Genomic DNA, 12,997 nt, shown 5'->3' on the forward strand with positions numbered 1-12,997 from the left:
ATCGTCCGGGTCGGCTGCTCCAGCGCGCGCGAGGACAGGCGCAGATAGACCGAGCCGCCGGTCTCGTCGCGCAGCCAGTTGCGCTCGCCCGGCGCCCCCTCGCCGTCGCGCTGCATATAGTCGAAAGCCCAGCGCATCACCACCGCCAGCTCGTCGGTGAAGGCGGGTTCGAAATAGGCCAGCCCGTCCTGGGCCATGCCGACCAGCGGCGTGGCGATGGACTGGTGCGCCCCACCCTCCGGCGCCAGCGTGATGCCGGACGGCGTCGCCACCAGCATGAAGCGGGCGTCCTGGTAGCAGGCATAGTTCAACTGGTCGGCACCGCGCATGATGAAGGGGTCGTAGACGGTGCCGATCGGCAGCAGGCGCTCCCCGAACAGGCTGTGCGACAGGCCGAGCGCCGACAGCAGGATGAACAGGTTGGATTCAGCGATGCCCAGTTCCAGATGCTGGCCCTTCGGCGAGAAGTCCCAGCTATAGGTGGAGGGGATGCGTTCCTTCTTGAACAGGTCGGCCAGCTCGCTCTTGGCGAACAGCCCGCGGCGGTTCACCCAGGCGCCGAGGTTGGTGGAGACGGTCACGTCAGGGGCGGTGGTGACGATGCGCTCGGCCAACGGCGAGCGCTCCCGCCCGATCTCGTTGAGGATCAGACCGAAGGCGGCCTGGGTCGACAGACTCTTCTGCGTCGGCGCCGCCAGCGCCGCCGGCACGGCCACCGCCGGCGCCTCGTAGCGGCGACGGCCCTTCTGCGCGAAGGGAACCCGGCGCAGGAAGTCCTTCAAGGTCGCCGCCGGCAGGGAGAGCCCTTCGAAATGGTCCCACTCATGGCCGGGACGGACCTTGTTGGCGGTGCGGAAACCGTCCATCTGCTCGCGCGTCAGCAGACCGGAATGATTGTCCTTGTGGCCGGCCAGCGGCAGGCCGAAGCCCTTGACCGTGTAGGCGATGAAGCAGACCGGCCGGTCATGGGTGCGGGCCTGGGCGAAAGCCTCCAGCAGCGAGGGCAGGTCATGCCCGCCGAGATTGCCCATCAGCCGCGCCAACTCCTCATCGCTGCGACGCTCGATCAGGCGGGTAACGTCGCCCTGGTCGCCGAGATCGTCCATCAGGCGGCGGCGCCAGGCGGCCCCGCCCTGATAGGTCAGGGCGGAATAGAGCTGGTTGGGGCAGCTGTCGATCCAGTGGCGCAGACGCTCGCCGCCCGGTTCCTTGAACGCCTCCTGCATCAGGGTGCCGTATTTCAGGATGATCACGTCCCAGCCGAAGGCGCGGAAGATGTTCTCCAGCCGCTCCCACAGCCCTTCGCGGATCACCGCGTCCAGGCTCTGGCGGTTGTAGTCGACGATCCACCAGGTGTTGCGGACACCATGCTTCCAGCCCTCCTGCAGGGCCTCGAAGATGTTGCCCTCGTCCATCTCGGCATCGCCGACCAGCGAGACCATGCGGCCTTCCGGCAGGCCGGCGGCCCAGCCCTTGGCCTTCAGGTAATCCTGCACCAGCGAGGCGAAGAGGGTCTGCGCCACCCCGAGCCCGACCGAACCGGTGGAGAAATCGACATCGTCCACATCCTTGGTGCGGGACGGGTAGGACTGGGCGCCCTTGTAGCCGCGGAAATTCTCCAGCTTCTCCCGCGTCTGGTTGCCCAGCAGATACTGGATGGCGTGGAAGATCGGGCTGGCATGCGGCTTCACCGCCACCCGGTCCTCCGGCCGCAGGGCCGAGAAGTAGAGCGCCGTGAGGATGGTCGCCATCGAAGCGCTGGAGGCCTGATGACCGCCGATCTTCAAGCCATCCAGATTGGGGCGGACATGGTTGGCGTTGTGGATGGTCCAGGAGGCGAGCCAGAGTACCTTGCGTTCCAGTTCCGCCAGGCAGGCGAGATCGGCGGAGGACGGCTGGATCGCGGTCATGGGGGCTGCTCCTGAACGGGGGATTATGGTTGGAACAGCCTATCATCGGCGATCGGGCATGTGCTTGCGAAGTGGCACCGGCCGCCCGATCGTTTTAGCATTGGATGCCACCATGAAGCGGGAAGCACGCATCCGATGCCAAGATATGCCCTGGACCGCATCGACCGGAAGATTCTGGCCGCCCTTCAGCAGGACGGCCGACTGCCCAACAACGAGTTGGCGGAGCGGGTCGGCCTGTCGCCCTCCCCCTGCCTGCGCCGGGTCAAGGCGCTGGAGGAGGCCGGGGTGATCGCCCGCTATGTGGCGCTGGTCGATCCGGCCTCCGTCGATCTGCCGGTCAACATCTTCGTCAATGTCAGCCTGGAGCGGCAGGTGGAGGCGCGGCTGGACGGCTTCGAGGCGGCGGTGATGGCGCGGCCGGAGGTGCTGGAATGCTATCTGATGACCGGCGACGCCGATTACCTGCTGCGCGTGGTGGTCCCGGACCTCGCCAGCTATGAGCGGTTTCTGAAGGAACACCTGACCCGGATTCCCGGCGTCGCCAACATCCGCTCCAGCTTCGCCTTGAAACAGGTGCGCTACCGCACCGCCCTGCCGCTGGAGCATCTGGGGGAGTGAGCGGGTCTCCCTCACCCCCGCCCCACCGCCGGCTTCGCCCGGCCGCCGGCCATCGGGACCAGCAGCGCCGCCAGCAGGCAAAGGGCGCCGGCGGTGGCGAAGGCCGGCAGGTAGCTTTGCAACGCGCTGCGCGACAGGCCGGCACCGAAGGCGGCGGCGGCGGCGCCCAACTGATGGCCGGCGAAGATCCAGCCGAAGACGAGGTTGGCCCGCTCGCGGCCAAAGCGTTCCGCCGTCAGGCGCACGGTCGGCGGCACGGTGGCGATCCAGTCCAGCCCGTAGAAGACGGCGAAGACCGACAGGCCGTAGAGGGTGAAATCGGAATAGGGCAGATAGAGCAGCGACAGGCCGCGCAGGCCGTAATACCAGACCAGGAGCCAGCGGTTGTCATAGCGGTCGGACAGCCAGCCCGACCCGACGGTGCCGACGAAGTCGAAGACGCCCATCAATGCCAGCAGCCCGGCCGCCTGAACCTCCGGCACGCTGAAATCGACGCAGAGCGGGATCAGATGGGTCTGGATCAGACCGTTGGTGCTGGCCCCGCAGATGAAGAAGGTGGCGAACAGCACCCAGAAGCTGCGCGTCACCGCGGCATCGCGCAACGCCCCCAGTGCCGCAGCCAGGATGGCGCCTGCGGGAGCGGCGGGCGACGCGCCCTCGACCTCGCCGAAGGCGGACAGGCCGAGGTCGGCCGGGCGGTCACGCATCAGCGCCAGCATGGCGAACGCCGCAAGCGCGATCAGGCCGCACAGCAGGGCGATGGCGCTGCGCCAGCCATAGGCCTCGGTCAGCAGCGACAGCAGCGGCATGAAGACCAGCTGCCCGGTGGCGGAACTGGCGGTCAGCAACCCGATCACCAAACCGCGGCGGGCGACGAACCAGCGGGTGGCGATGGTGGCGCCCAGCACCATCGCGGTCAGGCCGGTGCCGAAGCCGACGACGAAGCCCCACAATAGGATGAGCTGCCAAACCTCACGCATCGCCAGCGAGGCGAGCAGCCCGACGCCGACCAGGGTCAGCGAGGACAGCACCATGCGGCGGACGCCGAAACGGTTGATCATCGCGGCGGCGAAGGGCCCCATCAACCCGAACAGCAGCAGGCGGATCGCCATGGCGGTGGAGATGTCGGCGGTGTCCCAGCCGAATTCCCGCTGAAGCGGCAGCAGCAGGACGCCGGGGGCGCCGACCGCACCGGCGGACACCAGCATCGACAGGAAGGTGACGGCGACGACGACCCAGGCATAATGGATGTCGCGCCGGGCCAGGGCGGCGGCGAGAGGGGTGGACAGCATCGGCTGGATTCTCCGGTGGCGTGCTGGAACATGCCGGGTTCGGGAAGTTTTGGCTTTCCGGACCCGGTATCGCCCGCGACCGCGGGCGGGCGCCGACAGGCGCGAAGCCTGCGTGGCGTATGAACGCGGCGGTCGGAACTTTTCCGACCGCGTATTATTGGGCGGTCACGCCGCCGTCGATGTTGATCGACTGGCCGGTGACGAAACCGGCGGCGTCGGAGCAGAGCCAGAGCACGGCGGCGGCCACCTCCTCCGGCCGGCCGACGCGGCCGACGGGATGACGGGGGCCCAGCACCGCCTCCACCCGCTCGGCCCCGCCGAAGGAGGCCTGGGTCATCGGCGTCTGGATGATCGCCGGGCAGACGGCGTTGACGCGCACGCCGAAGGCGGCGACCTCGATGGCGGCGGTGCGGGTCAGCCCCTCCACCGCCGCCTTGCTGGCGGAATAGGCGGCATTGCCGGCCATGCCGATCTGCCCCAGCACCGACCCGGTGTTGACGATGGCGCCACGGCCCTGGCGCCTCATGATCGCCAGCTCATGCTTCAGACACAGCCAGACCCCCTTCACATTGACGGTCAGGATGCGGTCGAAAGCGGCCTCCTCCATCTCGGTCAGCGGCGCGACCTGATGAATGCCGGCATTGTTGAAGGCGGCGTCGAGGCGGCCATGCTCGCGCTCGATCCGCTCGAACAGGGCGGCGACCTCCGCCGCGTCGGCGACGTCGGCCGCCACGAACCGGCCGATGCCGCCGGCGCGGCCGATCGAATCAACGGTCTCCAGCCCTTCCGCCTCGCGCCGGCCGGTGACGACCACCGTCGCCCCGGCTTCGGCAAAGCCCAGCGCCGTGGCGCGGCCGATGCCGGACGTCCCCCCGGTGACCAGGACCACGCGCCCGCTCATCTCCGTCCCGGTCTTGCCCCCGGTCTTGCCCCCGGCCTTGTTCGCCACACTGCCCATCATGGTCTCCGCATCGCTCATCCGGTTTTCAGGTCCCGGCCAGCACCGGGGATTTTCGATGATGATCATCATTTAATTTTTTAATGTCGTCCATCATGAATAATCGGGCCAAACCCGGAATCCCGGAGCCTCAGCCATGCGCCTGACGAATGGCGCGGACCGGAGAGCGACACCACATGTGCCCGGGAAGGGGACAGGGCCGCGCCACGGGGCCTGCCGTCCCTTGACGCCCATTGGCTGGGGAGGCCCATTCTGGTCTTGGTTTCGATGGCGCCTTCACCGGCGCCGGGCCTCAGGGGCCGGATCGGCAAGCGACGACCGCCATGGCCGACCTCACCGCTCCGGCGGAGATGTGATGGCCCCGACACATGGTCCAACCCTTCGACCGTCAGCGATGAGGATAAGCTTGACCGTCGCCGCGCGACGGATCATGAAGGCGCGAACAAGCTCCTTCATGTCTCCGCATGTATCGGGTGCGATCAGGTCTTACTCTTTCTTTCGGTCGGGCGAATGTTGCTTTCGCGGCGCTTGGGCAGCCCAAGACTTGTCATCCCCCATCGGTACGGGTGCCGGCACCCCCGGCCGCAAGCATTTCTTAACCATAGCGCGCCACAACTTGAGAGCGGCTCTTCGCCGCGTTCAGCCGACCGCCGGAACCGCATGACGATGGGTTCCATGTGGCGCCACCGCGCTGATTCCCTTTGGAAGGCTGACACAGCGTGACCTTGCTGACTGCGCGGGCCAACGGCCCGACCGACGTTTCCCCGGCCGGTCAATCGGCGATCTCCGCTCCGTGGACCGCCACCCCATCGGTCCCCACCCTGAGCGGCCCGATCGATCCGTCCCTGCGGCGCGACGAGCTGCTGTCCGACATCCCGCAGGCGACAGCGGCGGCCCATCCGGACCGTACCGCCATCATCTATGAAGGCCGCCGCGTCACCTATGCCGAGCTGGACGCCCGCGCCAACCGGGTCGCCCGCGGCCTGCGGGCGCGCGGGATCGGGCACGGCTGCTTCGTCGGGCTGTGGATGGCGCGGTCGCTGGATCTGCATGTGGCGCTGCTGGGCATCCTGAAGGCGGGTGCCGCCTATCTGCCCTTCGACGCCGACGCCCCGGCGGAGCGGGTGGCGATCAGCCTGACCGACTGCGCCGCCCCGGCGATCCTGATCGATCTGGTGACCGGAGCCAAGGCGGCGGCGCTGGCCGAGGCCGGTGCCGACGTCCGGCTGCTGCGCATCGGCGACGTGCTGGGTGAGGACGAGCGGCCGTTCGACCTGCGCGCCGACGGCGTGACACCGGACAGCCCGGCCTATGCCATCTACACCTCGGGCTCGACCGGAAAGCCCAAGGGCATCGTCATCAGCCACCGCAACATCTGCCATTACCTGCGCGCCGCCAACAGCGTCTACGGCATCACCGCCGACGATGTGGCGTTCCAGGGCGCCTCGGTGGCCTTCGACCTGTCGCTGGAGGAGATCTTCGTCCCCTATCTGGCCGGCGCCACCCTGTGGGTCGCCAGCCGTCAGGTTCTGGACGAGGCCGACCGGCTGGCCGACGTGCTGACCGAGGCCGGCGTCACCGTCCTCGACACCGTTCCCACCCTGCTGGCGATGCTGCCGAAGGACGTGCCGTCGCTGCGTGTCGTCATCCTGGGCGGCGAGGCCTGCCCGCCGGCCGTCGCGTCGCGCTGGTGCCGGCCGGGACGGCGCCTGTTCAACAGCTATGGCCCGACCGAGGCGACCGTCGTCGCGACGGTGGCGGAGGTCCATCCCGACAGCCCCGTCACCATCGGCCGCCCGATTCCCAACTACACCTGCTATGTGGTGGACGAGGCGCTGAAGCCGGTGGCCCCCGGCACCCAGGGCGAGCTGCTGATCGGCGGCCCCGGCGTGGCCCAGGGCTATCTTGGCCGTCCCGAGCTGACGGCGGAGAAATTCATCGCCAACCCGTTCCGCTCCGGCGCGCAAGGGCCGCTGCCGGATCCGCTGCTCTACCGCTCGGGCGACGCGGTCAGCGTCGATGCCGACGGCAACCTGCGCTTCCATGGCCGCATCGACGACCAGGTGAAGATCCGCGGTTTCCGGCTGGAGCTGGGCGAGATCGAGGCGAAGCTGACCGAGCTGCCGGGCATCGCCCAGGCGACGGTGGTCCTGCGCAACGACAACGGCCTGGACCGTCTGGTCGCCTTCCTGGTGGCGCAGCCCGGCGCATCGCTTGACAAGACCGCGCTGCGCGACGCGCTGCGCGCCCAACTGCCGGCCTACATGGTGCCCGCGCATTACGAGCAGGTGGCGGAGCTGCCGCGCCTGACCTCCGGCAAGGCCGACCGCAAGACCTTGCAGGCGATGGCCTTGACCGAGGATGCCGGCTCGAGCGAGCAGGAGGAGCCGCGCGGCCCGACCGAAGCCATCCTGCTGGAGGCGGCGCGGCGGGTCTTCCCCGGCCAGTCAATTCCGCTGGAGGGCGACTTCTTCCTCGATCTCGGCGGCCATTCGCTGCTGGCCGCGCGCTTCGTCTCGGCGGTGCGCGAGACCGCCGGGCTGGCCAGCCTGACCCTTCAGGACGTCTATGCCGCCCGCACGCTGCGGGCCATGGCCGAAAGGCTGGACGCCAAGGCGCCCGCCGGGCCCGCCGCCAAGCCGGCCGACCTGTCCTTCGATCCGCCGCCGCTGGCCCGCCGCCTGCTGTGCGGTCTGGCCCAGGCCGCGGCGCTGCCGATCGTCCTCGGGCTGATGACCATGCAGTGGCTGGGCGTGTTCGTCAGCTACATGCTGCTGTCGGACGAGGATGCCGGAATCTTCGGCGAGATCACGACGCTGTTCGGCGTCTATATCGTCATCAACATCGCCACCGTCGCCATCGCCATCGCGGCGAAATGGCTGATCATCGGCCGGACCAAGCCTGGCCGCTACCCGCTGTGGGGCGTCTATTATTACCGTTGGTGGCTGGCCCAGCGCTTCATCGCGCTGGTCCACCTGAAATGGTTCCAGGGATCGCCGGTGATGCGGCTGTTCCTGCGCGCGCTCGGCGCCCGGATCGGCGCCAACGCGATGATCGGCGAGTTCGAATCCGGAGCCATCGATCTGGTCGGCATCGGCGCCGGCGCCTCGACCGGCGGCAAGGTGAAGCTGGCCAACGCCGAGGTGATCGGCAACGAGCTGGTGATCGGCACCATCGAGATCGGCGAGGACGCCTATGTCGGCACCTCCTGCGTCATCGGGCACGACACGGTGGTCGGCAAGGGCACCGAGCTGGCCGACCTGACCGCGCTGGCCGCCGGCACCCACACCGGCGACTATGAATCGTGGGACGGGTCGCCCGCCCGCAAGGTCGGCGCCGTCGACCGCGCCGCCCTTGCCACGGAGCCGGCCGCCGGCCTCGTCAAGCGCGTCACCCAGGGCGTGATCTATCTGGCCGCCCTGGTCGCCCTGCCGCCGGTGGCACTGTTTCCGATCTTCCCGGCCTTCTATCTGTTCGACAAGTTCGACAGCTGGATGGGCGGCGTGTTCAAGGTCAACTACCTCTATTACGTGCCCGCCATCGCCTGGCCGACCGCCATGTTCCTGGTGGCCTTCACCGTCCTGCTGATCGCCGCCATGCGCTGGATCGTGCTGCCGAAGGTGGAGGCCGGATCCTATTCGGTCCACAGCTGGTTCTATGTCCGCAAATGGATCGTGGCGCTGGCGACCGAGGTGATGCTGGACACCCTCAGCTCGCTCTACGCCACCGTCTACATGCGGGCCTGGTACCGGCTGATGGGGGCGAAGATCGGCCGCGACGCGGAGATCTCGACCAACCTCGCCGGCCGCTACGATCTGGTGGAGATCGGCGAGAAATGCTTTATCGCCGACGAGGTGGTGCTGGGCGACGAGGACATCCGCCGCGGCTGGATGCATCTGCAACCGGTGAAGACCGAGGCCCGCGTGTTCGTCGGCAACGACGCCGTCGTGCCGCCGGGCGCCTCCATCCCCACCGGCACGCTGATCGGCATCAAGTCGAAGCCGCCGGCCAATGCCGAGATGCAGGCGGGCGACACCTGGTTCGGCAGCCCGCCGATCAAGCTGCCGGTGCGCCAGAAATTCGACAACGTGTCGGCCAACTGGACCTTCGAGCCGTCGCGCGGCCGCCGCATCGGCCGCGCCGTGTTCGAGGCCTTCAGCCTGTCGATGCCGTCGATGCTGTTCATCACCTTCGGCACCTTCGCGGTGGAATTCTTCGCCCCCGCCATCCTGGATGCGCGCTGGGCCGATTTCGCCTGGCAGTTCCTGGCGGTCAGCGTCGCCATCCCGACGGCGATGGTGCTGGTGGTGGCGCTGGTGAAATGGCTGCTGATGGGCCGCTACGCCCCCACCATGAAGCCGATGTGGTCGTGGTGGGCGATGCGGACGGAGGCGGTGGCCGTGCTCTACTGGGGTCTGGCCGGCAAGGTGCTGCTCGACCATCTGCGCGGCACGCCGATGCTGCCCTGGGTCCTTCGCCTGTTCGGCACCAAATTCGGCCAGGGCGTCTACATGGACACCACCGACATCACCGAGTTCGATTGCGTGTCGGTCGGCGATTACTGCGCCATCAACGCCCTGTCCGCCCTCCAGACCCATCTGTACGAGGACCGGGTGATGAAGGTCGGCCGGGTGTCGGTCGGGACCGGCGTCACCGTCGGGGCCGGCGCCACGGTGTTGTACGACACCCATGTCGGTGACTTCGCCCGCCTGGGTCCGCTGACCCTGGTGATGAAGGGCGAGGAAATCCCGGCCCACGGCGACTGGGTCGGCGCCCCGGCGGAACCGGCTCCGCAAGCCCATGCGGCGCCCCACGGGCGGGTCAGGGCGGCGGCGTAAACAGCCGACTTCGGTGACGAAAAGAAAAGGCTGGTCATACCATTGCGGTGTGCCGGCCTTTTCTTTTGCCTGTCTTCGGCGGACGACAAAGCGCCGCGCATGGTTACTCGCGCCGATGGTTGTCTCCGCCCCGCAGCGGTGTATAAGGGGGGCCGAGCGCGGTCTGCCCCCTTCGCGCGCCCGGCCGGGCGCGTCCCGCGGAGGCGAATGGCAGCCGTTGGATCGAGACGAAGGAACGCCCCAATGCCCGACGACATCGCCTCAGCCCGCGGCCTGTTTCCGCTCGCCAAGGACGACACGACCTACCGCAAGCTGACCTCGGATCATGTCTCGGTCGTCGAGTTCGACGGCGAGCAAATCCTGAAGGTCGAGCCGGAGGGTCTGCGCCTGCTGGCCGAGGCCGCCTTCTCCGACATCAACCATCTGCTGCGTCCGGGCCATCTGGCCCAGCTCGCCAAGATCCTGGACGATCCGGAGGCGTCGGCCAACGACCGCTTCGTGGCGCTCGACCTGCTGAAGAACGCCAACATCGCCGCCGCCGGCACCCTGCCGATGTGCCAGGACACCGGCACCGCCATCATCATGGGCAAGAAGGGCCGCCGCGTCTGGACCAAGGGCGGCGACGAGACCGCCCTGTCGGAGGGTGCGCGCGACGCCTATCTGAAGCGCAACCTGCGCTACAGCCAGCTGGCGCCGATCTCCATGTATGAGGAGAAGAACACCCGCAACAACCTGCCGGCGCAGATCGACCTCTATTCCGAGGGCGAGGACTATTACAAGTTCCTGTTCATGGCCAAGGGCGGCGGGTCGGCCAACAAGACCTTCCTGCATCAGGCCACGCCGTCGGTGCTGGCGCCCGACCGGCTGCTGAAGTTCCTGGAAGACAAGATCCGCTATCTCGGCACCTCGGCCTGTCCGCCCTACCATCTCGCCATCGTCATCGGCGGCCTGTCGGCGGAGCAGAATCTGAAGACGGTGAAGCTGGCCTCGGCCCGCTATCTCGACAATCTGCCGACCGAGGGCGGCGAGGACGCGCACGCCTTCCGCGATCTGGCGATGGAGGCCGAGGTCCACAAGCTGACCCAGAACATGGGCATCGGCGCCCAGTTCGGCGGCAAGTATTTCTGCCACGATGTCCGCGTCATCCGCCTGCCGCGCCACGGCGCCTCGATGCCGATCGGCATCGGCGTGTCCTGCTCGGCCGACCGTCAGGCGGTGGGCAAGATCACCAGGGACGGCATCTTCCTGGAACAGCTGGAGACCGATCCGGCCCAGTATCTGCCGGAGATCGGCGACGAGCATCTTTCGGGCGAGGTCGTCAGGATCGACCTCAACCAGCCGATGGAGCGGATCCGCGCCACATTGAGTCAGTACCCGATCCGCACCCGCCTGTCGCTGACCGGCCCGCTGATCGTCGCCCGCGATCTGGCCCATGCCAAGCTGCGCGCCCGGCTGGACGCCGGCGAGCCGCTGCCGGATTACTTCAAGAACCACCCGATCTATTACGCCGGCCCGGCCAAGACGCCGGAAGGCTACGCCTCGGGCTCCTTCGGGCCGACCACGGCCGGCCGCATGGACAGCTTCGTCGATCAGTTCCAGGCGGCGGGCGGCTCCATGGTCATGCTGGCCAAGGGCAACCGCAGCCCCGAGGTGACGGCGGCCTGCAAGCAGCATGGCGGCTTCTATCTCGGCTCGATCGGCGGCGCCGCCGCCCGTCTGGCCCAGGACTGCATCAAGAAGGTGGAATGCGTCGAGTATCCCGAACTCGGCATGGAAGCCATCTGGCGCATCGAGGTCGAGGATTTCCCCGCCTTCATCATCGTCGACGACAAGGGCAACGACTTCTTCAAGGAGTTGAAGCTGGCCTGATCGGGACTGCCGGGATGTGAAAGGGCGCGGCGCCTTGCGAGAGGTCCCGCGCCCTTTTCCTGTCCGCTTGCGGGATGGCACCGGGGGCGCCTATCTTCACTGCATCGGGATCGGGGAGGACTATCCAATGGACGGTGTCTATGACCGGCGCGCGCCGAAGCGGGACGTCACGCTGTCGCTGGACGAGGATATCCTGATGCGCGCCAAGTCCCTTCCCGGCGACCTGTCGGAGCGGGTTGAAAGGCTGCTGGCCGACGAGGTTGCCAAGGCGGAGCGGGAGCGTCGCCTGGATGAAGTGATCGAAGCCTGGAACCGGTTCGATGAGAAGCATGGGTCCTTTGCCGACCAGTATGTCGATGACATCTTATGAGCCAGTTCGACGTCCATAGAAACAACGGTGCCCATCGCCAGACCAATCCGTTTGTGGTTGTCATTCAGTCGCGGAGGTTTGACGGAGCACGCAGCCGCGTCGTCATTCCCATGGTCGACAAGCGTGCAAATCCTCCCATCGATCCGCAACTGAACCCGTCCTTTGAAATCGACGGAATCCCAGTGGTTCTTCATCCGTTGCAGACCGTCTCCATGCGTGCCGACCAACTCGGCAGGAAGGTCTGCTCGCTTGCCGACGACAGCGACCGCATCATAGCCGCCATCGACCTCCTGATTTCCAGCGCCTGGGGATGAGTAGCCCGTGACACCCGCCCAAATCCAAGACCGCATCCTGTACCGCGACGGGCTGATGCTGATCCTCGACAAGCCCGCCGGCCTGCCGGTCCATGCCGGCCCCGCCGGCGGGCCCAATCTGGAGCGGCATTTCGACGCGCTACGCTTCGGTTTCCCCAAGCCGCCGTCGCTTGCCCACCGGCTGGACCGCGATACTTCCGGCTGCCTGATCCTCGGCCGCCATGCCAAGGCGCTGCGCAAGATCGGCATCCTGTTCCAGAACGGCAAGGTCGATAAGACCTATTGGGCGGTGGTGGCCGGCGGCCCGCCGCAGGACTCCGGACGGATCGAACTGCCGCTCGCAAAAATCTCCAACAAGACAGGCGGCTGGCGCATCGTCGGCTCCCCCGACGGACAGTCGGCGGTGACCGACTATGTCGTGCGCGGTCAGGCCGACGGCCTGACTTGGCTGGAGTTGACGCCGCACACCGGCCGCACCCACCAGATCCGCGTCCATTGCGCCTCCATCGGCTGCCCGCTGATCGGCGACCCGCAATATGGCGGGCCGGAGGGCAAGCCGCTGCATCTGCATTCGCGCGCCATCTCGCTGCCGCTCTACCCGAAACGCGATCCGGTCGGCGCCGTGGCGCCGGTGCCACCGCATATGCGGGCCGCACTGGAAGCCTGCGGTTTCAGCGAGATCGCCTGACCCTATCCTTTACGCGCGGATCCCGCCGCAACCGTTGCTCCGCCGCCGCGGGGTGCCCCATGATGCCGCGGTTGCGGCCCCCGGAATGCCCGGTGGAGTGACGAGCCCGACGGCGAGGGGAATGGCCGCGGAATTTGGCC

General features: G+C 67.8%; 9 protein-coding genes (1 of these 9 only partly in view). 6 read left to right on the forward strand and 3 right to left on the reverse strand.

Translation table 11 applies throughout. The features are described 5' to 3' along the window. Positions 1–1,910: the 5' portion of a transketolase gene (locus tag AZL_RS19410; protein WP_012976168.1), read on the reverse strand. Its footprint begins 502 nt before the window's first position; only the first 1,910 of its 2,412 coding nucleotides appear in the window; the start codon lies at positions 1,908–1,910; its stop codon lies off the left edge, out of view. A gap of 135 nt (positions 1,911–2,045) precedes the next feature. Between AZL_RS19410 and AZL_RS19415 the strand changes: the two genes are divergently transcribed. Continuing rightward, entirely contained in the window at positions 2,046–2,528 is a 483-nt protein-coding gene (locus tag AZL_RS19415; RefSeq protein WP_042444287.1) for an Lrp/AsnC family transcriptional regulator, read from the forward strand. Between the two features lie 11 nt (positions 2,529–2,539). Here AZL_RS19415 and AZL_RS19420 read toward each other — a convergent pair whose 3' ends face one another. Beyond that, on the reverse strand, positions 2,540–3,820 hold the full coding sequence (locus AZL_RS19420; protein ID WP_012976170.1) for an MFS transporter: 1,281 nt from the start codon (positions 3,818–3,820) through the stop codon (positions 2,540–2,542). Positions 3,821–3,974: 154 nt separating this feature from the next. After that, positions 3,975–4,721, reverse strand: coding sequence for an SDR family oxidoreductase (locus AZL_RS19425; RefSeq protein WP_012976171.1), 747 nt, complete (start codon positions 4,719–4,721; stop codon positions 3,975–3,977). A gap of 776 nt (positions 4,722–5,497) precedes the next feature. Here AZL_RS19425 and AZL_RS19430 point away from each other — a divergent pair. The 5 genes from AZL_RS19430 (at position 5,498) to AZL_RS19450 (ending at position 12,857) form a co-directional block, all read left to right on the forward strand. Continuing rightward, the gene (locus AZL_RS19430; RefSeq protein ID WP_012976172.1) at positions 5,498–9,616 is read left to right on the forward strand and encodes a Pls/PosA family non-ribosomal peptide synthetase; all 4,119 of its coding nucleotides are present in this window, start codon (positions 5,498–5,500) and stop codon (positions 9,614–9,616) included. Between the two features lie 243 nt (positions 9,617–9,859). Then, positions 9,860–11,485 (forward strand): fumarate hydratase, encoded by a 1,626-nt coding sequence (locus AZL_RS19435; RefSeq protein ID WP_042444289.1) that lies wholly within the window; start codon positions 9,860–9,862, stop codon positions 11,483–11,485. 127 nt (positions 11,486–11,612) lie between these two features. Further along, the gene (locus AZL_RS19440) at positions 11,613–11,855 is read left to right on the forward strand and encodes a type II toxin-antitoxin system CcdA family antitoxin (protein WP_042444291.1); all 243 of its coding nucleotides are present in this window, start codon (positions 11,613–11,615) and stop codon (positions 11,853–11,855) included. After that, a complete protein-coding gene (locus AZL_RS19445) occupies positions 11,852–12,169 on the forward strand; it encodes a CcdB family protein (RefSeq protein WP_012976175.1) in 318 nt (105 codons plus the stop codon). The genes AZL_RS19440 and AZL_RS19445 overlap by 4 nt, the downstream gene beginning before the upstream one ends. A gap of 7 nt (positions 12,170–12,176) precedes the next feature. Next, positions 12,177–12,857 (forward strand): RluA family pseudouridine synthase, encoded by a 681-nt coding sequence (locus AZL_RS19450; RefSeq protein ID WP_012976176.1) that lies wholly within the window; start codon positions 12,177–12,179, stop codon positions 12,855–12,857. Positions 12,858–12,997: the final 140 nt, after the last annotated feature.

The organism is Azospirillum sp. B510, assembly GCF_000010725.1.
Lineage (GTDB): Bacteria > Pseudomonadota > Alphaproteobacteria > Azospirillales > Azospirillaceae > Azospirillum > Azospirillum lipoferum_B.

What these genes read in the sequence shown, in the direction of transcription:
- AZL_RS19445 (WP_012976175.1), top strand. Translation starts at nt 11,852, where the DNA reads ATGAGCCAGTTCGACGTCCATAGAAACAACGGTGCCCATCGCCAGACC.
- AZL_RS19440 (WP_042444291.1), top strand. Translation starts at nt 11,613, where the DNA reads ATGGACGGTGTCTATGACCGGCGCGCGCCGAAGCGGGACGTCACGCTG.
- AZL_RS19435 (WP_042444289.1), top strand. Translation starts at nt 9,860, where the DNA reads ATGCCCGACGACATCGCCTCAGCCCGCGGCCTGTTTCCGCTCGCCAAG.
- AZL_RS19415 (WP_042444287.1), top strand. Translation starts at nt 2,046, where the DNA reads ATGCCAAGATATGCCCTGGACCGCATCGACCGGAAGATTCTGGCCGCC.
- AZL_RS19420 (WP_012976170.1), bottom strand. Translation starts at nt 3,820, where the DNA reads ATGCTGTCCACCCCTCTCGCCGCCGCCCTGGCCCGGCGCGACATCCAT.
- AZL_RS19425 (WP_012976171.1), bottom strand. Translation starts at nt 4,721, where the DNA reads ATGAGCGGGCGCGTGGTCCTGGTCACCGGGGGGACGTCCGGCATCGGC.